The organism is Ligilactobacillus ceti DSM 22408, from assembly GCF_000423245.1.
Taxonomy (GTDB): Bacteria; Bacillota; Bacilli; order Lactobacillales; family Lactobacillaceae; genus Ligilactobacillus; species Ligilactobacillus ceti.
Genome location: NZ_KE383993.1, coordinates 693,823 through 713,018, shown reverse-complemented (window position 1 = coordinate 713,018; position 19,196 = coordinate 693,823). Strand labels below are relative to the sequence as shown.

Below are 19,196 nucleotides of genomic sequence, written 5' to 3'. Positions count from 1 at the left end.
GGTTGATCGTGTGAATTCAAAAATTTTACAAACATTAGAATATACTAAAATTAAACAAAAAGTTAATGAACAAACCGTTACAGAAATGGGTCGCGTGCAAGTTCAAAAAATGGAACCACAAACAGATTTCGCAACAATTGAAATGCATTTACAAGAAACTAAAGATGCGGTTGAAATTTTACGAGTTAAAGGTGGCATGCCATTAAGTCAATTAACTGATATTACAGCTCATTTAAAAAGATTAAAGATAGGTGCTGTTTTAAATGGAAATGAACTCGCTCAAATTAGTAAACTTTTACGAACCAGTCAAACTTTAAAAAACTTTTTTAACGATTTATTAGATGAAGAAGAACTGACATTGCAACGATTGGATGTTAAAAGTTTGCAATTAGATGAATTGAATGATGTGAATAGTCGTTTGTTTAAAGCAATCGATGATGATGGTATGGTAACTGATCGGGCATCAGCTACATTAAGTAGTATTCGGCGGCAAATTAGTGGGACGGAAAGTCAAATTAGAGAAAAATTGGGTCATTTAACCAAAGGATCGGCAGCACAATATTTAAGCAATGCTGTTGTGACTATTCGAAATGATCGTTATGTTTTACCAGTTAAGATTGAATATCGTGGTAAATTTGGTGGTGTAGTGCATGATCAAAGCTCTTCAGGACAGACTTTATTTATTGAGCCAAAAGTTATTGTTGATTTAAATAATCGTTTGAAACAACAAAAAATGGCTGAAAAAGAAGAGATTCAACGTATTTTACGTGAATTATCAGCTTTATTAGCACCTTATATTGAAGAATTAGCAAATAATAGTCAAATTATTGGTGAACTGGATTATGCTAATGCCAAAGCTAAATATGCTAAATTATTAAAAGCGACTGAACCTAAATTATCAGCTGAAAATTATGTTTATTTGAGGGAAGTTTATCATCCATTATTAACAGAGAAACAAGCTGTACGTAATACAATTACTCTTGGTGAAGATTATCAAGCAATTGTGATTACGGGACCGAATACTGGTGGTAAGACGATTACTTTGAAAACATTAGGATTGGTGCAATTAATGGGGCAATCTGGTTTGTTTATTCCAGCTTATGAAGGTAGTCGAATTGGTATTTTTACGGAAATTTTTGCAGATATTGGTGATGAACAATCGATTGAACAAAGTTTAAGTACATTTTCTTCACATATGACTAATATTATTAGTATTTTAGAACAAATCGATGAAAAATCCTTAGTGTTATTTGATGAATTAGGTGCTGGGACAGATCCACAAGAAGGTGCTGCTTTAGCGATTGCAATTTTGGATGCGGTTGGCACCAAAGGGTCTTATGTAGTAGCTACAACGCACTATCCAGAATTGAAAGCTTATGGATATGAAAGACCGGCAACCATCAATGCTAGTATGGAATTTAATGTTGATACATTACAGCCAACATATCGTTTGTTAATGGGGATTCCAGGTCGAAGTAACGCTTTAGATATTTCTTTACGATTAGGTTTAGATCCAATTATTGTTCAAGCTGCTAAAGGAATTACATCTACAGATAGTCAAACATTAGATCAAATGATTGCTGATTTAGTACAAAAAAGACAAATTGCTGAAGAAGAAAGTCTTGCGTTACAAAGTGATTTAAAACAAGCTGAACATTTGCATGCTGAATTAGAAAAAGAATATCATCAATATTTAAATCAAAAAGATCAATTAATGCAAAAAGCTAAACAAGAAGCTAATGAAGTCGTTGCTAAAGCAGAAAAACAAGCGCAAGAAATTATTACTGAGTTACGTAATTTACGTTTAAATGCTAATGCTAATGTGAAAGAAGATCAGTTGATTTCTGCTAAATCAGAATTGAATAATTTACATCATGATTTACATTTACAAAAGAATCGTGTTTTAAAACGAGCTAAGTTAAAACAAACATTACAACCTAATGATGATGTTTTAGTCAAATCATATGGGCAACAAGGTGTCTTAATTAAAAAATTAAATGAACATGAATGGGAAGTTCAATTAGGCATTTTAAAAATGAAGATTAATGAAGCTGATTTAGAAAAGATTAATGTTAAAAATGAAGCTCAACCACAAAAAACAATTGTTCATAAGACAAAAAGTAAACAAGTTTCACCAACCTTAGATTTACGTGGACAAAGATATGAAGAAGCTTTAACAAATGTCGATCGCTATTTTGATTCTGCTTTATTGGCAGGATATGGTCAAATTACATTGATTCATGGTAAAGGAACCGGTGCTTTACGTAATGGGATTATTAAATATTTGAAGAATAATCGAGCTGTGAAGAAATTTGAATATGCACCACCTAATGCTGGCGGAAATGGTGCAACGATTGTTTATTTTAAATAACAAGTTATTTTTAGTAAGTATTTTTGAGCAGAAGTATTGCAATTATCTTAAAATATGCTACAATTTACTTACATAAAGAAAGTGAAGGTGGATATTATGGTTAAAGAATTAAATGATGCAACTTTTACAGCAGAAACAGGAAACGGATTATCATTAGTTGATTTTTGGGCACCTTGGTGTGGTCCATGTCGTATGCAAGGTCCAGTTATTGAACAAGTAGCCGCAGAAGTTGGCGATAGTGTTAAAGTAGCTAAAATGAACGTTGATGAAAATCAAGGCGTTGCAGCTCAATTAGGCATTATGAGTATTCCAACAATGCTTGTTATCAAAGATGGTCAAATTAAAGAAACTTTAGTTGGATATCATCCAAAAGAACAATTAATGGCTATTTTAGGCAAATATATGTAATTAAAATAAAAAGCAAGTATTCTCGTTTTGAGAATACTTGCTTTTTTTATTCAGCTAAATCAAGTGGATCATGTAAATCAACTTGAACAAAAAATTCAATAGTATCTTTCGTTCTTTTTTCAATAATAGCTTCTGTGACAAAACCAATTTGTTGTTCAATGGTAGCTGCTAAAAAACCAGCTTCTAATGAGAAATCAGCATCTGGATTATTATTGAGACGTAAAGCCACAATGTCACCAGTTAATGAAAAATATTGTTTGCCTTTTTTATGTTTAGTTCGAGTTAAAATTCCCCAGTTCGCATTTTTAAAGAAAATAGGTAATTCTTCATCTTTTGCGAGTGCAAAATCACGAGCGAGTTTTTTACCGGCCCAATATGCAATATGATTATCTTCGCCTAAAATATCAGGAATGAGGATATCACGCAACAATTCAAGACCAAATGTTGAAGCCAAATTATTATTTTCTAAGGCTAAGTTATATAAATTTTTAGGCATTTGCAAACTCCTTCTAATTTGATGTTTTTATTATACAACTTTTAAGGATGACTTAAAATGTTATTGAATTAAGATTATTAAAAACGTTAAAATAGAAGAGAGATCTGAAATAAGATGATAAGGTGGTTAAAAGATGCAAGAATTAGTCATTGCAACGAATAATCCTGGAAAAGCACGAGAATTTAAAGAAATCTTTGGAGCGAAAGGTTTTAGTGTTAAAACATTAGCTGATTTTCCTAATATTCCAGAAATTATTGAAGACGGAACAACATTTGCCGAAAATGCATTAAAAAAAGCACAAACATTAAGTGATATTTTACAAGTACCAGTTTTAGCAGATGATTCAGGTTTGGTAGTTGATGCTTTAAATGGTGAGCCAGGAATTTATTCTGCTCGATATGCTAAAGATCATGACGATCAAGCTAATAATTTAAAGTTATTAAATAATTTAAAAGATATACCTCAAGAACAACGACAAGCACATTTCCATTGTTCAATGGTAGTGACAGCACCCAACAAACAACCGTTAATTGTAGAAGGAAATGTTTATGGATATATTTTAAATGAAGCTCAAGGTGAAAATGGTTTTGGGTATGATCCATTATTTTATTATCCTGAATTCAAAAAAACATTTGCTAATTTAACGATGGCTGAAAAAAATAGTATTAGTCATCGGGGAAGAGCAGTGCAAGCTTTATTAACTTATTTTGATCAATGGTGGCAAAATTAAAAAGGAGCGATTACGATGAAATATGTAGTTGTTAGTGATACACATGGAGATTTAGGGATTTTAGAAGAAATAAGTGCTAAGTTTCAAGGTGAAGTTGATGCTATGTTGTATTGTGGAGATTCTGAATTGCCGGCTGATGCTAAAATTTGGGAAAACTTTCAAAGTGTGAAAGGTAATTGTGATTATGATATGAATTATCCTAATGAAAAAGTATTAGAATTTGGATCAGATCGCATTTTATTAGTACATGGTCATTTACATGCTGTCAATTTTGGTTTAACAAGTTTAAGTTTATTAGCCCGTGAAGAACAAGCTAATTTAGTTTTCTTCGGTCACACACATCAATTGGGTTATGAATACCAACAAGGTTGTTTATATTTGAATCCAGGTAGTATCAGTTATCCGCGAGGACAATTTACATTTATCGGAGGAACTTTTGCAATCGTAGAAACAAGTGATGATGAAATCAAAATTGATTATTATAATCGTGAATGTGAACTTGTTCCTAATTTAAGTGGTGTTATTCAAAAATAATGAAATTTCAAGCTACATTAAAAACTAAAATGATTAGTTGGTTTTTTATTACTTTGTTGCTGAAAATTATGACATTATATTGGGAATGGCCGCTTTTACGTTATGTTTTAATCTTGAGTTTACTTTGGTGGTTGAGTTTATTTATTGCTTATATTTATGTTGAGTATAAAAACCATAAAAAGTAGGCACACGATAAAATTCCAACGGATATTATGAAGTTGCTACAGTGATAATCATAGCTGTTTTAGTATGTAAATAAAAAATTATCAAAAATATAAAGTAAGGCTAATCATACTAAGATTAGCCTTATTTCAACAAAGAAAACGCTTTAGTGAATTATATTACTAATTTTAAAAAAATAAAAACTAATATTTCGTATTAAAAAAATTGCATAAATATTTTAGACTGGTATAATGTGAATATGATTGAGAGAGCTCAATTAAGAGGAAACTGTCACAAGGAGGAAAAACATGCTTAGAAAAACTAAGAATTTCTTAAAAGCAAATGGTGTGCATTATAAAAAAGAGCACGTTAATCCGTTGATAGTGCCTGATAGAGTGTATGTTTTAATGTTTGGGAAAGATGAAAATGATTTAAATAATCGTTTCATTGTTGAACATACATATACGTGGACTGGTCGGATTAAAATTAACAAAATTACAGTTCGCTTGCATGGACAAACACGTCCCCATATTTTCGCTAATGAAACACAATTATTACGTTATTTAAAACGTAAAGCAAAATATTACATGGGTGATGATGTGAAAGTTAAGATGCATACACACTAATTATATTAATTTTATTTTGCGATAAGAGCTGCATTCGAATGAATGTGGCTCTTATTTTTTTAGGTTATAACTTTAGGTAAATAATTGTAGTTAGCGGTCAAACTTGTTACAATGAAATATATTAATATAAACAAAGGTGGGATTAAATGATTAAAGTAATGTTAGTCATGCATGACAATCAAGGGGAGTATTACCGCATGAATAAGACCAGTTTTGAAAAACTCCCTCTTGTTGATCAGTATATTTATAATACAGATGGTACCATCTATCAAGTTGAAGAAGTGATTTCATTTGCAGGCTATGATTCAAGTAAAGGATTTTCAGTAATTTTAGTTATTAAGTCAGTTCCCCAAAATGAGCAAGTAGCACAATTATATGGATTACAAATTGAGGAATTAATTGATTAAAAACCAAGTTCTTTAGTTACAGAATGTAGCTAAAGGATTTTTTTGTAGATTCAATACCTTGGCACGCTCAAAAATTAATTTCTGTGTTATTCTAAAGATAACAGTTTATAATATAAATTAAGGCGGTGAGTTATTTGAGTGTACATTTTTATTTAGTTCGTCATGGTCAAACGCAATTAAATCGATCGCGTCATTTACAAGGGATTACTAATTCTTCCTTGACGCCTAAAGGGATCCGTATGGCTGAACGATTAGGACGTGAATTATCTGATATTAAGTTTACGGCTGTATATACAAGCGACTTGAAAAGAACGCAAGATACCGCTGAACATATTATTCACAATAATCAATATGGAACACCACCGCTTTATTGTGAACCTAATTTACGTGAATTGAGTTTTGGTCAATTTGAAGAGACTAAAAGTGTACATTTGATGTGGCATGCCGTTAAAAATTTAGGTATGAAACAACTCATTAAAGCTTTTTTAAATGAGGAACATGTTTTAGAAATGACGGAATTATTTCGGACTTTGCCGGCTAATGAGCAAATTGAAAGTTTTGATCATCTGGTGAATCGTATTACACAAACATTACGTTTTATCGGTGATCATACTCCGGATGAATCCAATGTCTTAATAGTTACACATGGATTGATTTTATCGAGTTTTATTGAAAGTTTAGAGGGAGAAGTACCGTTATTTTTACTAGATAATTCACGTGCTAGTTTAGTTAATTATCAAGATGGTGAATTTGAAGTTGAATATATTAATCGGATTAAGTTGAGAAAAGAAAGAGAAGAGTGATTTTTATGGTAGAGCCTTTATTTTTAGAACCTTATTTTCAAGAAAAAATGTGGGGCGGTCAAAAATTACAAACGGAATTTAATTATCAAATTCCTAGCAAGACAACTGGTGAATGTTGGGCAATTTCTGCGCACAAGAACGGTCCGGCAGTTGTTAAAAATGGACCTTATAAAGGTTGCACTTTGAGAGAATTGTGGGACAAAGAACCAAGTTTGTTTGCGAATCAGAATCATGCTAGTGAATTTCCATTGTTGACAAAAATTATTGATGCTAAACAAGATTTATCAGTCCAAGTTCATCCAGATGATGCATACGGTTTGGAACATGAAGGTGAATTTGGAAAAACAGAATGTTGGTATGTTTTGGCCGCTGAACCAGGTGCTAAGATTGTATATGGTCATCATGCTAAGACGAAAGCAGAATTGGAAAATATGATTGATCAGCAAGAATGGGATGCTTTATTAAAAACAAAGGAAGTCCATCCTGGCGATTTTATTTATGTTCCAAGTGGTACGCTGCATGCAATTGGCGCCGGAATCATGGTTTTGGAAACGCAACAAAGCAGTGATACAACTTATCGAGTATATGATTATGATCGTGTTGATCCGAAAACTCATCAATTAAGAGATTTACATTTACAACAATCCAAAGATGTAACAACAGTTCCTGATGTGGAACCGGTATTGGATTTTAAAACGACACAAATTGATCAAGCGCAAGTGACACAATTAGTAGAAAATGAATTTTTTGTAGTTGAAAAAGTAACTAATGCCAAAGGTCGCACTAATTTAATGACTACAGGACCTTATACATTAGTTTCTGTCATTGCAGGACAAGGTGAATTGTTGATTGCGCAGCAACGTTATCCATTAACGAAGGGAACACATTTTATTTTACCAAATGGTATTAAAGAATGGTCCATTCAAGGTGAAATGGAATTAATTGTAGCTTATCCTAATAAATAATGATAAATAAAAAGTCTTTTAACACCGCAGGAAAATCGGTTGTTAAAAGACTTTTTTGTTTAGTACGTTGGTTTAATTACAAGCTGTTCTTGTTCTGTTAGATCAGCTTGGGGATATTTTCGATGTAAAGCTTTGAGCAAGATTTCTTTAGCTAATTCGCCATTACGCGCTAAAATTGGTCCATGGAAATAAGTACAATAAACATTTTTGTAAATAGCACCTTCTGTTTGATCTTCACCATTATTACCATATCCCTTTTTCACAATGCCTAAAGGACGTTCATTAGCACCTAAGTGAGTTACACCGTTATGATTTTCGAAACCGTGATAAGTGTGATGTGTTTCTTCATTTTCAATTACGACATCACCAATAAAACGATTGTTAATTTGTGTGTCAGTATAGTGATCTAAAGCGTGAATCCCTTTGATTTTTTGACCATTGGCACCAATATAATATTGACCTAAAAGTTGATAACCACCACAAATTGCTAAGAGGGGACCATTGTTTTCAATGTAATGAATTAAATCATTCTTTTTATTTTGAATATCACGTGAAACAATTTCTTGTTCATAATCTTGGCCACCACCAAAGAAAACTAAATCAAAATTATCCGGAATGAAAGGTTGGTCTAAACTAATAACTTCAGTAGTAATAGCGACATCCATTTGTTTAGCGTAGTAATCTAAAACTAAAATATTACCAATATCACCATATGTGTTTAAAAGATCACCGTATAAATGAGCTAAATTTAATTGATATTTTGCCATGAATTATCCCTCCTTAATATAACCTTGACTAATTAATTCTTTACGTAATTGTAAAACGGCGGTATAGGTTGCTAAAATATAGACATCTTTAGTCGGAGCTGTTTTAATTTGTTCAATTACATTTTTTAAATCAGATGCTGTTTGTAGTTTTTGACTAGGGACACCGGCAACTTTTAAACGGAATGTAATATCTTTAACGCGTTCTCCGCCAGTGATGACATTAGTGATTTTATCTAATGGTAGTTTTTCGAATTGCGCATCCCAAATCCAACTTGTATCAATACCATCAGCATAATTGGCATTTAATAACATAGCTAAAGAGAATGTATTAGGTGTGGTACTAATCATTTCTAAAACTTGATCAAGACCAACTGGATTTTTAACTAAAATTAAAGTTACTTCTTTGCCATCAACATTAATAACTTCTTGGCGACCAAAGACTTTTTCATCGTTTTCGCTGAGTGCTTGTGCAATTTTTTGTGGTTGGATATTTAAGAAACGACCCACGGCATAGGCTGCTAAAGCGTTATAAATATTATAAGTACCACCAATGTGTAAATTAATTGGTTGACCATTAATTGCAAATTGTGAAGATGTTGGTGTTTGTTTATGAATGCTGGTTACTTTATAAGTTAGTTTAGGTCGTTTAAAATCACAACTTGGACAGTAATATTGACCAAGGTTAGCATAGGAATGTTTTAAATAATGTAAAACATGCTGACAATTTGGACAAAGTAAGCCATCTGTATTGGCTGGGATGGTTGTTTCCTTTTCTTCTTGATAATCAAAACCGTAGTAAAGAACGGGATTTGGTAAGTTTAAATTGTTAAATAAAGGAGTATCTCCGTTCGCGATAATTGTAGCTTGCGGAGCTTTTTTAATACCTTCTAAAATTAAATTATTAGTTGTATAAATTTCTCCAAAACGATCCATTTGATCACGGAAAATATTAGTTAAAACAAAAGCAGTTGGTGTAATATAATTTGTAATAATTGGTACATTAGCTTCATCTGTTTCTAAAACAGCAATATTTTTTCCGTTTTTAGCTTTTTTATTTGATAAGAAAGCTGAAACGATACCTTGTTCCATATTTGAACCGCTAGGGTTAGTAAGAACTTGGGAATATTTGTTTTTTAATACTTTAACAGTTAAGGCTGTTGTTAAAGTTTTTCCGTTTGTACCAGTAATAATAATCACTTCATAATTTTTAGCGAGTGTTTTTAAAACTTCAGGATCTAATTTTAATGTTAGCTTACCTGGAAAAGATGTTCCGCCGTTTGTAAATGTTTTTAAAAACCATTGTGAAAAACGGCCTGCTGTAATTGCTAGGGAACTTTTTAATGACATGGTATTTATCCTCCGATTTGTTTTTTATTTAGATAATCTTTCAAAAAACGTGTCAATCAATATAATATCATAATGACTTTTTAATGCACCAATTTTAAACAAAATTAATTATAATCAGAAAAGTTTTTCTCGTACAGATGAAATTCTTTCCAAAATCAGCTATACTGGAGTGTAAAGAAAAAATTTGGAGTGGTGAATGTGGCGCAGTTATTCTACCGTTATGGTGCAATGAACAGTGGTAAAACAATTGAAATTTTAAAAGTAGCACATAATTACGAAGAACAAAATAAAGATGTTATTATTATGACAAGCGGTTTAGATAACCGTGATAAGGTAGGAACAGTGTCCAGTCGAGTAGGTTTACGACGTGATGCATATCCGATTTTTGATGAAACAAATATTTTTGAAGAAGTTAAAAAAATGAATACAAAGGCAGCGTGTATTTTAATTGACGAATCACAATTTTTGAAAAAACATCATGTTTTAGAGTTGGCTGAAATTGTTGATCGTTTAGATATCCCGGTGATGGCCTTTGGATTAAAGAATGATTTTATGAATGAATTGTTTGAAGGTTCTCAGTATCTACTATTATATGCAGATAAGATTGAAGAAATGAAAACAATTTGTTGGTTCTGTCATAAAAAAGCAACGATGAATTTAAGGATGCATGATGGCAAACCAGTTTATGCGGGTGAACAAATTATGATTGGTGGTAATGAATCATATTATCCAGTTTGCCGTAAACATTATAAAGATCCGATTATTAAGTAAGATAAAGAATTAAGGAGTAAACGATGAACGAATTATTTGAAAAATTACAAGCTTTAGAAGATCATTACGAAGAATTAGGTGAATTATTATCTGATCCAGATGTGATTTCTGATACAAAACGTTTTATGAACTTATCTAAAGAAATGGCCGACTTACGCGAAACTGTTGAAAAATACAATGAATATCGCGAAGTAAGTCAAGTTGTTAGTGATGACGAAGAAATGTTAAATGCTGGTCTTGATGACGATGAAATGAAAGAAATGGTTAAACAAGAATTAGCAGATAGCAAAGTTATGAAAGCTCAATTAGAAGAAGAAATTAAAATTTTATTATTACCAAAAGACCCTAATGATGACAAAAACATTATTATGGAAATTCGTGGGGCTGCCGGTGGTGATGAAGCTAGTTTGTTTGCGGTTGATTTATTTACAATGTATACAAAGTATGCTGAAACACAAGGTTGGACAGTTGAAGTTTTAGATAAACGTGTTACAGAAGCGGGCGGTTTTAAAGAAATCGTGTTATTAATTAACGGTAATAAAGTTTGGTCTAAACTTAAATTCGAAAGTGGTGCACACCGTGTGCAACGGATTCCAGTAACAGAATCATCCGGTCGTGTTCATACATCAACAGCGACTGTTGTTGTTATGCCGGAAGAAGAAGATGTTGAAATTGAAATCGATCCAAAAGATTTACGTGTTGATGTTTATCGTGCTTCAGGTGCTGGTGGGCAACATATTAATAAAACATCATCTGCTGTTCGTTTAACTCACTTACCAACAGGGATTGTAGTTGCAATGCAAGATCAACGTTCACAACAACAAAACCGGGAAAAAGCTATGAAAATCATGAAAGCACGTGTGTATGATTTTTATGCTTCTAAAGAACAAGCTGAATATGCTGCTAACCGGAAATCAGCTGTTGGGACAGGTGATCGTTCTGAACGGATTAGAACATATAATTATCCACAAAACCGGGTTACAGATCACCGGATTGGATTAAGTCTTAATAAACTTGACCGGGTTATGAATGGTGAATTAGCTGATGTAATTGATGCTTTAGTTGTTTATGCACAAACGCAAGCAATGGAGCAATTAAAGAATGACTAAGATGACATTTTTTCAAGCCCAGCAATGGGCTTTTTCTTATGTAGATGAATATCAAAAAGATCATGAAGCAGTAGACTTATTATTGTTAGGTCAAATGAATTGGTCATTAACCGATTTATTGATGAATTATCAAACTGAAATGACAACTTCTGAATTAAGTTTATTTCAAGAAAATATCAAAAAATATTGTCAAGATTATCCGGCACAGTATTTATTGAAGAAAGCTAGTTTTTTTGGAAGAGATTTTCTAACTAATGAAGCAACGTTAATTCCTAGATATGAAACAGAAGAGTTAGTTGAGTGGATTTTAGATGACCATGCAGGCGAAGTGTTAAAAGTAGCTGATATCGGAACTGGGACTGGGGCTATTGGTTTAACTTTAAAATGTGAAAGACCTGGTTGGCAAGTTACGATAACTGATATCGCTTCAGAAACGATGGCTGTAGCACAAGCCAATGCCCAACAGTTAGCAATTGATATTACAAGTGTAGTTGGTGATTTGTTCACGCCATTAAAAGATAAGTATGATGTAATTGTTTCCAATCCTCCTTATATTAGTGAAGAGGAAAAGTGTTATATGGATCAAAGTACTTTACAATATGAACCGGAACGAGCATTGTTTGCGAAAGAAGATGGTTTATATTTTTATCGTAGAATTGCTCAAGAAATTAAACCTTATTTAAATCCGCAAGGAGAATTGTATTTAGAGTTTGGTTTTCAACAAGGTCCAGCTTTAATTGCATTATTTGAAAAATATCATCCAACAGCACAAATAACTTTAAAAAAAGATATTAATGGTCATGATCGAATGTTGAAAGTTAAGTTTATGTAAAAGGAGGGAAATACTATGTTAATTACAAAATATTATCAAACAGATGAATTATCTCAAGCTGCTAATGAGTTGCGTTTGGGAGAATTGGTTGCATTTCCGACTGAAACTGTTTATGGATTAGGTGCGGTGGCCACAAATGAAAAAGCAGTAAAACGAGTTTATTTAGCAAAAGGTCGACCATCAGATAATCCTTTAATTGTAACTGTTGATTCGGTAGAGATGGCTAAAAAATATATTTTAGATTTACCAGCTGAGGCAAATCTGTTATTTGAAAAATTTTGGCCAGGATCTTTAACTTTGATTTTCAAAATTAAACCAGGTAGTTTACCGTCTGTTGTGACAGGGGGGCTAAAAACAGCGGCGTTTCGGATGCCAAATAATCCCGTCACAAGAGAATTAATTCATTTAGTTGGTGAACCATTAGTTGGGCCTTCAGCTAATTCATCTGGAAAACCAAGCCCCACAACTGCACAGCATGTGATGCATGATTTAGAAGGTCGGATTGCAGGGATTGTGGACGATGGACCTGCACAAGTTGGTGTCGAGTCAACTATTTTAGATTTAAGTACAGCAACACCAACTGTTTTACGCCCGGGAGCTGTTACAGTCGAAGAATTAGAAAGTGTTTTAGGATGTGAAATTAATTCTGAGAAAAAACAAGTTGATATAAATGAAGTACCTAAAGCTCCAGGAATGAAATATAAACATTACGCGCCTGATGCTCAAGTTGTGATTGTAAATGAAAATCAATGGTCAGATGCACTGGAATGGGCTCAAAAAAACACGCACCAATTTGGTGTTATGGCAACTGAAAATATTTTAACGAAGATTTCTACTAAATCTCACTCAATCCAGTTATTTAGTTTGGGGACAGATGTAACTACAGCTACGCAAAAATTATTTGAAGGATTACGTTATTTTCCAGAAGAAATGGAATATATTTTAGTGCAAGGTTTTCCTGAAAAAGGAGTAGGTGCAGCTTATATGAATCGGTTGAAAAAAGCAGCTGGAAATTATTTTTTTGAAAACTAAAAAAAATCTCCAAAAGGGACGGTATTTTTGATATAATAGGTAGCAATGAAAATTAAAGGAGTGTTGTTCATAATGGGAAAATTTCAAGTCTTAGACCATCCGTTGATCCAACATAAGTTAACAATTATGCGTGACGAAAATTGTGGGACTCGTGAATTTAGACAATGCGTTAATGAAATTGCAGCCTTAATGGCTTATGAAGTAAGTCGTGATATGCCAACTGAAGATGTACAAGTTAAAACACCAATCAAAGTGGCAACGACAAAACGTTTAGCAGGTAAAAAAGTGGTTATTGTACCAATTTTACGTGCTGGATTAGGAATGGTAGATGGTATTTTAGATTTAATTCCAGCTGCTAAAGTTGGGCACGTGGGAATGTATCGTGATGAAAAAACATTTAAACCACATGAATACTTTGTAAAAATGCCAGAAGATCTTGAAAGTCGTGAAATGATTGTTGTTGATCCAATGTTAGCAACAGGTGGTTCAGCAATCATGGCAGTAGATGCTTTGAAAAAACGTGGCGCACGTTCTATCCGCTTTGTATGTTTAGTATCTGCACCAGAAGGTATTAAAGCATTACAAGAAGCACACCCTGATATTGATATCTATACAGCAGCTTTAGATGAATGTTTAGATGAAAATGGATATATCGTTCCTGGTTTAGGGGATGCAGGTGACCGACTTTTCGGTACTAAATAAATTAGATATAACATCATCATGAGTTTTTGGTTGATGATCATATGAATTAAATGACAGTTTTTGTTATGAGTAATTAAAAAGAACGATTCAATTTGAATTGGACTGAATGATTAACTTGTAATAGAAACTGTTTTTTTGTTGTGATCTTGATTTAAATGTGAAAAATGATCGTTTTTTGGTTGTTTTTTATGAGAAAATTTAAAATAAGAGAGTATTATGAGAAAAAATTAACAAAAACAAAACATTTTTTAAACAACAGAAAATATTGATATATCAATGATAAAGCGGGATTTTTATAGTTTTTTTAATGAAAAAGAACATTATTTTTATGAAGATTACTGAAAACGGTTTTGTATTTTTATTAAAATGATGTTATTATTTTAACTGTATTCGGGGCATTCCTGACCTCGGATGGTAGCTGTTTTTATGGTTCGACCATGTTTGTTAGACCGTAACGATAAAAAAAGGAAAAGAGGTGAGACTTGGTGAATGAAGAAGCTCTAGTTTTGAAGCTTTTTGGTATTCCTTTTAATGTTGGAAATATTTTGTCTGGTTTGGTAGCGGCACTCGTTGTTTTTGCTTTTATTTTCTGGCTTTCACGCGATGTCAAAATGAAACCAACAGGTAAACAGAATTACTTAGAATTTCTAATTGATTTTACGAACGGAATCGTAAAGAGTGCCATGCCTGATGAAATCGGACGGCAGTTTAGACTGCTAGCCTTTACATTGTTTATGTTTATCTTTGTTTCTAACCAGTTAGGATTAATGATAGAATTTGCAATTGGCGACATCCATTACATCAAGAGTCCAACAGCATCTCCATTAACAACATTAACATTAGCCTTTATCGTATTAACGATGGCTCATTTTGTGGGTGCTAAAAAGTTCGGACTTTGGGGATATGTTAAGAATTCGTTTTTGAGCCCTATGCCAATGATGGCCCCCATCAGCATGATTGAGCAGTTCACAAACTTCTTAACAGTAGCTCTTCGTCTATTCGGTAATATTTTTTCAGGTGAAGTTCTGTTAACAACAATCGGACACTTCGCTAAATCAAAAGGAATATGGACCACTATTCCAGCCATACCATTAGAAATGATTTGGCAGGGATTCTCTCTATTTATCGGGACTATCCAAGCCTATGTCTTTGTAACGTTGATTATGGTTTATGTGTCAGAGAAGGTCGAAGTAGAATAATATTGTAGGACAATCAAGGAGGATATATTTATTATGAGTACAACAGTTATTGCTTTAATCGGTGCAACAGTTATTGCTGCATGTGCAGCTATTGCTACAGCGTTTGGTAACGCGAAAGTTATTTCCAAGACAGTTGAAAGTATGGCTCGTCAGCCAGAAATCCAAAACGGTTTACGTACAACAATGTTTATCGGTGTTGGTTTGATCGAAGCTGTTCCTATTATTGCTATCGTTATTGCTTTCATGTTATTACAAAAATAATTCCTTTAAAGTCAATATCACGATGTCAAGATTATTGAAATTTAGAGGGAGGTGTCAATAGATGAATTCAACATTTTTACTTGATGCTCAAGGTGTTCAATGGGGCGACTTTCTGTTTTATTTAGTAACATTCTTGCTTTTAATTGCGGCAATTAAACACTTCGCATGGGATTCTATCGCTGGTATGATGGATAAACGTGCTGAAAAAATTGCTGACGATATTGATTCTGCAGAACGCAATCGTATTAAAGCTGCTGAATTAGCAGAACAGCGTGAAGCAGCACTCAAGGATTCACATATTGAAGCTTCTCAGATCGTTGATCGTGCGAAGAAAAATGGTGAAGAACAAAAAGCAACAATTCTTGCTTCTGCAAATTCAGAAGCAACAGCACTTAAAGAACGTGCTCGCAAAGACATTGAACAAGAACGTCAAGATGCATTAGAAGGCGTTAAAAACGATGTGGCTGAATTATCTATTGAAATTGCTTCGAAAGTCATTCAAAAAGAATTGAATGCTAGCGGTCATGAGACTCTAGTCGATTCATATATCGAAGGGTTGGGTAAGCATAATGAAACTAGATAACGAATCAGTTGCACGTCGCTATGGCAAGGCTTTATTTGAAGTAGCCCTTGATAAGGGTGATCGTGCCATTCTAGTTTCTGAATTAAACGAGATAAAAAAGGCCTTGCATCAAGAACCTGAATTATTAGTATTTTTAACAAGTGTTCAAATTAGCGACCAAGCTAAAAGAGACTTATTAACAGAAATTACTAAAAATACTTCTGAGTTAACAACTAATTTGCTTAATATGCTCTATGATTATGGGCGTATAGTTAACTTAGAAGGTGTTATTGAAGAATTTAACAGATTAAACGATGAATTTGACAAGACAGTTCGTGTATCAGTAACGACTGCAGTTGAATTAGATGAAGATCAAAAGCAAAGACTCGCTTCTTCATTTGCTAATGTTGTTGATGCAAATAAGGTAATCATTGAACCAACAATTGATGAATCAATTATTGGTGGGGTTGTCTTAGAAGCGAACAACACTATTTATGACGGTTCAGTTAAAGCAAAGATTGAACGCATCAAACGTCTGTTATTAAAATGATTTTAAAGAGGTGAGACTTTTATGAGCATTAAAGCTGAAGAAATTAGTTCTCTAATTAAACAACAATTAGCAAACTATCAAGATGAACTTACAGTTGATGAAGTTGGTACAGTTACTTATGTTGGGGACGGTATCGCTCGTGTAAACGGTCTCGATAATGCAATTGCTGGTGAATTATTAGAGTTCAGCAACGGCACATATGGTATGGCTCAAAACCTTGAATCAAACGATGTCGGTATTGTTATCCTTGGCGAATTCAAAAATATTCGTGAAGGTGATACTGTAAAACGGACGGGCCGTATCATGGAAGTCCCTGTTGGTGAAGAAATGATCGGACGGGTTGTTAATCCGTTAGGTCAACCAATTGATGGTTTAGGAGAAATCCGTACTACAAAAACACGTCCAATTGAACGCAAAGCACCTGGTGTTATGGATCGTCAATCAGTTTGTGAACCATTACAAACTGGTATTAAAGCGATCGATGCGTTAGTTCCAATTGGTCGTGGTCAACGTGAATTGGTAATCGGTGACCGTAAAACAGGTAAGACTTCAATTGCTATTGATACAATTATTAATCAAAAAGACCAAGATATGATTTGTATTTATGTAGCTATTGGTCAAAAAGAATCAACAGTTAGAACACAGGTAGAAACATTACGTCAATACGGTGCTCTAGATTATACTGTTGTTGTAGCTGCAGGACCTTCATCTCCAGCACCATTATTATGGTTAGCTCCATATGCCGGTGTAACAATTGGTGAAGAGTTTATGTACAATGGTAAGCATGTATTGATCGTTTATGATGATCTTACAAAACAAGCTGATGCTTATCGTGAATTATCATTAATTTTAAGACGACCACCAGGTCGTGAAGCTTATCCTGGGGATGTTTTCTACTTACACTCCCGTTTATTGGAACGTGCTGCTAAATTAAATGATGAATTAGGTGGCGGTTCAATTACTGCATTACCATTTATCGAAACAAAAGCAGGCGATGTTTCTGCATATATTCCAACAAACGTTATCTCCATTACAGATGGACAAATTTTCTTGGATAGTAACAGATTCTATTCAGGTATTCGTCCAGCGATTGATGCTGGTACATCAGTATCTCGTGTTGGTGGTGCTGCGCAAATTAAAGCTATGAAGAAAGTTTCTGGTTCTTTACGTACTGACTTAGCTTCATATAGTGAATTAGCAGCCTTCGCTCAATTCGGTTCCGATTTAGATGCAGCTACTCAAGCTAAATTAAATCGTGGACGTCGTACAATTGAAGTTTTAAAACAACCATTGCATGAACCACTACCTGTTGCAAAACAAGTAATGATTTTATATGCATTAGGTCATAACTTCTTGGATGATGTTGAAGTAGAAGATATTATTCCATGGCAAGATGGTTTATTCGCTTATATCGAAGGTAATCATAAAGAATTACTTGACCATATTGCTGAAACTGGTCAATTACCAGATACAGATAAGATGGATGCTGCAATCAAAGAATATGCAGTAACCTTCAAATCAAACAAAGATTAAGAAAGGGTGGTGAAAGCTGATGCCTGCTACGTTACAAGAAGTCAAACGTAAGATTCAATCAACTAAAAAGACAGGCCAGATTACTGGTGCTATGCAGATGATTTCAACTGTTAAGTTAAGTCAGATCCAAGGTCAGACTAAAAGTTATCAAGTGTATGCATCTAAGATCCAGAGTGTCATCACCCACCTTGCAGAATCACATTTCTTAGCAGCTATTTCTGATCGTCAAAATCAAGAACGTAAAGCTCGTGAAGAAAATGAGGAACAAGGTCTTAGCAACGAAAAACAAAACAAAGAAGAAACCAGTTTAACAATGTTAGAGCAACGTGAAGTTAAGCATGTTGGTATTGTTGTTGTTACTTCTGATCGTGGTTTAGTTGGTGGTTATAATAGTAATGTATTAAAACAAACAATGGATTTAATTGAAAAACTCGATTTAGAGGATGATCAATTAGAAATTATCGCAATCGGAAGAACTGGCTTAGAATTCTTTAGAAAACGTGGTTATCGTGTGATTTACGAATATACCGGTGTTTCAGATGTTCCAACATTCCGGGAAATTCGTCCGTTGGTAGCAGAAATTGTTAATATGTATAACGAAGAGGTTTTTGATGAACTTCATGTTTGTTATAACCACTTTGTTAATATGTTAACTTCTGAATTCCGTTCAGAAAGAATGTTACCAATTACGGAAGAAAATTTAGGTGTAGATACTAAAGCTGAAGATAAACATGAAGATGATAATCAACAGCAATCTGATGAAGAAGCGTTTTATGAAACAGAACCTTCTGAAGAAGAAATTTTAGAAATTGTCTTACCTCAATATGCTGAAAGTTTAGTTTATGGAGCTATTTTAGATGCTAAAACAGCTGAACATGCTTCAAGTGCTAATGCGATGAGATCTGCTACTGATAATGCAAATGATATTATTTCAACATTGCAATTACAGTACAACCGTGCTCGTCAAGCAGCTATTACAACTGAAATCACAGAAATTACAGGTGCCCAAGCGGCAATTGAATAAAAAAC

At 33.5% G+C, this 19,196-nt stretch carries 22 protein-coding genes; 19 read left to right on the top strand and 3 right to left on the bottom strand.

Annotated features, from left to right (window positions below):
• Positions 1-10 precede the first annotated feature (10 nt).
• Together G540_RS0106335 and trxA are read left to right on the top strand one after the other, a co-directional pair.
• Entirely contained in the window at positions 11-2,371 is a 2,361-nt protein-coding gene (locus G540_RS0106335) for an endonuclease MutS2 (protein WP_027107428.1), read from the top strand.
• 96 nt (positions 2,372-2,467) lie between these two features.
• Positions 2,468-2,779, top strand: a complete 312-nt coding sequence (gene trxA / locus G540_RS0106330; RefSeq protein WP_027107427.1) for a thioredoxin — start codon at positions 2,468-2,470, stop codon at positions 2,777-2,779.
• A gap of 46 nt (positions 2,780-2,825) precedes the next feature.
• Here the strand turns inward: trxA and G540_RS07170 are convergent, their stop codons facing one another.
• Positions 2,826-3,275, bottom strand: a complete 450-nt coding sequence (locus G540_RS07170; RefSeq protein WP_035463633.1) for a YslB family protein — start codon at positions 3,273-3,275, stop codon at positions 2,826-2,828.
• A 133-nt stretch (positions 3,276-3,408) separates the two neighbouring features.
• On the opposite strand from G540_RS07170, the gene G540_RS0106320 reads away from it, so the two are divergent.
• The 6 genes from G540_RS0106320 to manA all read left to right on the top strand — a co-directional run bounded on the left by G540_RS0106320 (position 3,409) and on the right by manA (position 7,502).
• Positions 3,409-4,005, top strand: a complete 597-nt coding sequence (locus tag G540_RS0106320; RefSeq protein ID WP_027107426.1) for an XTP/dITP diphosphatase — start codon at positions 3,409-3,411, stop codon at positions 4,003-4,005.
• 15 nt (positions 4,006-4,020) lie between these two features.
• Positions 4,021-4,539, top strand: a complete 519-nt coding sequence (locus G540_RS0106315) for a metallophosphoesterase (protein ID WP_027107425.1) — start codon at positions 4,021-4,023, stop codon at positions 4,537-4,539.
• 470 nt (positions 4,540-5,009) lie between these two features.
• Positions 5,010-5,327, top strand: coding sequence for a hypothetical protein (locus G540_RS0106305; protein WP_027107423.1), 318 nt, complete (start codon positions 5,010-5,012; stop codon positions 5,325-5,327).
• A gap of 197 nt (positions 5,328-5,524) precedes the next feature.
• Positions 5,525-5,734 carry a LysR family transcriptional regulator gene (locus G540_RS0106300; protein WP_338048136.1) on the top strand — a complete coding sequence of 70 codons (210 nt, stop codon included), beginning with the start codon at positions 5,525-5,527 and terminating at the stop codon, positions 5,732-5,734.
• A 134-nt stretch (positions 5,735-5,868) separates the two neighbouring features.
• On the top strand, positions 5,869-6,537 hold the full coding sequence (locus G540_RS0106295) for a histidine phosphatase family protein (protein ID WP_027107421.1): 669 nt from the start codon (positions 5,869-5,871) through the stop codon (positions 6,535-6,537).
• A 5-nt stretch (positions 6,538-6,542) separates the two neighbouring features.
• Positions 6,543-7,502, top strand: coding sequence for a mannose-6-phosphate isomerase, class I (gene manA, locus G540_RS0106290; RefSeq protein ID WP_027107420.1), 960 nt, complete (start codon positions 6,543-6,545; stop codon positions 7,500-7,502).
• A gap of 59 nt (positions 7,503-7,561) precedes the next feature.
• Here the strand turns inward: manA and G540_RS0106285 are convergent, their stop codons facing one another.
• Both G540_RS0106285 and G540_RS0106280 read right to left on the bottom strand, forming a co-directional pair.
• Positions 7,562-8,269, bottom strand: coding sequence for a type 1 glutamine amidotransferase (locus G540_RS0106285; protein WP_027107419.1), 708 nt, complete (start codon positions 8,267-8,269; stop codon positions 7,562-7,564).
• 3 nt (positions 8,270-8,272) lie between these two features.
• Complete coding sequence (locus G540_RS0106280) at positions 8,273-9,616, bottom strand: Mur ligase family protein (protein ID WP_027107418.1); 1,344 nt, start codon at positions 9,614-9,616, stop codon at positions 8,273-8,275.
• 198 nt (positions 9,617-9,814) lie between these two features.
• Between G540_RS0106280 and G540_RS0106275 the strand changes: the two genes are divergently transcribed.
• The 11 genes from G540_RS0106275 to G540_RS0106225 all read left to right on the top strand — a co-directional run bounded on the left by G540_RS0106275 (position 9,815) and on the right by G540_RS0106225 (position 19,191).
• Positions 9,815-10,387, top strand: coding sequence for a thymidine kinase (locus G540_RS0106275; RefSeq protein WP_027107417.1), 573 nt, complete (start codon positions 9,815-9,817; stop codon positions 10,385-10,387).
• A gap of 23 nt (positions 10,388-10,410) precedes the next feature.
• A complete protein-coding gene (prfA, locus tag G540_RS0106270) occupies positions 10,411-11,496 on the top strand; it encodes a peptide chain release factor 1 (protein ID WP_027107416.1) in 1,086 nt (361 codons plus the stop codon).
• 1 nt (position 11,497) lies between these two features.
• Entirely contained in the window at positions 11,498-12,328 is an 831-nt protein-coding gene (gene prmC, locus G540_RS0106265; RefSeq protein ID WP_342341129.1) for a peptide chain release factor N(5)-glutamine methyltransferase, read from the top strand.
• A gap of 15 nt (positions 12,329-12,343) precedes the next feature.
• A complete protein-coding gene (locus G540_RS0106260; RefSeq protein ID WP_027107414.1) occupies positions 12,344-13,360 on the top strand; it encodes an L-threonylcarbamoyladenylate synthase in 1,017 nt (338 codons plus the stop codon).
• Positions 13,361-13,432: 72 nt separating this feature from the next.
• Complete coding sequence (gene upp / locus G540_RS0106255) at positions 13,433-14,062, top strand: uracil phosphoribosyltransferase (RefSeq protein WP_027107413.1); 630 nt, start codon at positions 13,433-13,435, stop codon at positions 14,060-14,062.
• 485 nt (positions 14,063-14,547) lie between these two features.
• A complete protein-coding gene (gene atpB, locus G540_RS0106250; protein WP_027107412.1) occupies positions 14,548-15,261 on the top strand; it encodes a F0F1 ATP synthase subunit A in 714 nt (237 codons plus the stop codon).
• 33 nt (positions 15,262-15,294) lie between these two features.
• Positions 15,295-15,522: a F0F1 ATP synthase subunit C gene (atpE, locus tag G540_RS0106245; protein ID WP_027107411.1), complete on the top strand. Its 228-nt coding sequence runs from the start codon at positions 15,295-15,297 to the stop codon at positions 15,520-15,522.
• A 61-nt stretch (positions 15,523-15,583) separates the two neighbouring features.
• Positions 15,584-16,105, top strand: a complete 522-nt coding sequence (atpF, locus tag G540_RS0106240) for a F0F1 ATP synthase subunit B (RefSeq protein WP_027107410.1) — start codon at positions 15,584-15,586, stop codon at positions 16,103-16,105.
• Positions 16,092-16,634 (top strand): ATP synthase F1 subunit delta, encoded by a 543-nt coding sequence (atpH, locus tag G540_RS0106235; RefSeq protein WP_027107409.1) that lies wholly within the window; start codon positions 16,092-16,094, stop codon positions 16,632-16,634. The genes atpF and atpH overlap by 14 nt, the downstream gene beginning before the upstream one ends.
• A 21-nt stretch (positions 16,635-16,655) precedes the next feature.
• A complete protein-coding gene (gene atpA, locus G540_RS0106230; RefSeq protein ID WP_027107408.1) occupies positions 16,656-18,167 on the top strand; it encodes a F0F1 ATP synthase subunit alpha in 1,512 nt (503 codons plus the stop codon).
• A gap of 19 nt (positions 18,168-18,186) precedes the next feature.
• Positions 18,187-19,191, top strand: coding sequence for a F0F1 ATP synthase subunit gamma (locus G540_RS0106225; protein WP_027107407.1), 1,005 nt, complete (start codon positions 18,187-18,189; stop codon positions 19,189-19,191).
• The last annotated feature ends 5 nt before the right edge of the window (positions 19,192-19,196 follow it).

Coding starts and splice junctions, on each gene's coding strand:
- G540_RS0106305 (WP_027107423.1), top strand. CDS start 5,010: ATGCTTAGAAAAACTAAGAATTTCTTAAAAGCAAATGGTGTGCATTAT.
- atpE (WP_027107411.1), top strand. CDS start 15,295: ATGAGTACAACAGTTATTGCTTTAATCGGTGCAACAGTTATTGCTGCA.
- G540_RS07170 (WP_035463633.1), bottom strand. CDS start 3,275: ATGCCTAAAAATTTATATAACTTAGCCTTAGAAAATAATAATTTGGCT.
- G540_RS0106285 (WP_027107419.1), bottom strand. CDS start 8,269: ATGGCAAAATATCAATTAAATTTAGCTCATTTATACGGTGATCTTTTA.
- trxA (WP_027107427.1), top strand. CDS start 2,468: ATGGTTAAAGAATTAAATGATGCAACTTTTACAGCAGAAACAGGAAAC.
- manA (WP_027107420.1), top strand. CDS start 6,543: ATGGTAGAGCCTTTATTTTTAGAACCTTATTTTCAAGAAAAAATGTGG.
- atpH (WP_027107409.1), top strand. CDS start 16,092: ATGAAACTAGATAACGAATCAGTTGCACGTCGCTATGGCAAGGCTTTA.
- upp (WP_027107413.1), top strand. CDS start 13,433: ATGGGAAAATTTCAAGTCTTAGACCATCCGTTGATCCAACATAAGTTA.
- G540_RS0106315 (WP_027107425.1), top strand. CDS start 4,021: ATGAAATATGTAGTTGTTAGTGATACACATGGAGATTTAGGGATTTTA.
- prfA (WP_027107416.1), top strand. CDS start 10,411: ATGAACGAATTATTTGAAAAATTACAAGCTTTAGAAGATCATTACGAA.
- G540_RS0106280 (WP_027107418.1), bottom strand. CDS start 9,616: ATGTCATTAAAAAGTTCCCTAGCAATTACAGCAGGCCGTTTTTCACAA.
- G540_RS0106260 (WP_027107414.1), top strand. CDS start 12,344: ATGTTAATTACAAAATATTATCAAACAGATGAATTATCTCAAGCTGCT.
- atpF (WP_027107410.1), top strand. CDS start 15,584: ATGAATTCAACATTTTTACTTGATGCTCAAGGTGTTCAATGGGGCGAC.
- prmC (WP_342341129.1), top strand. CDS start 11,498: ATGACATTTTTTCAAGCCCAGCAATGGGCTTTTTCTTATGTAGATGAA.
- G540_RS0106225 (WP_027107407.1), top strand. CDS start 18,187: ATGCCTGCTACGTTACAAGAAGTCAAACGTAAGATTCAATCAACTAAA.
- G540_RS0106320 (WP_027107426.1), top strand. CDS start 3,409: ATGCAAGAATTAGTCATTGCAACGAATAATCCTGGAAAAGCACGAGAA.
- G540_RS0106300 (WP_338048136.1), top strand. CDS start 5,525: ATGAATAAGACCAGTTTTGAAAAACTCCCTCTTGTTGATCAGTATATT.
- atpA (WP_027107408.1), top strand. CDS start 16,656: ATGAGCATTAAAGCTGAAGAAATTAGTTCTCTAATTAAACAACAATTA.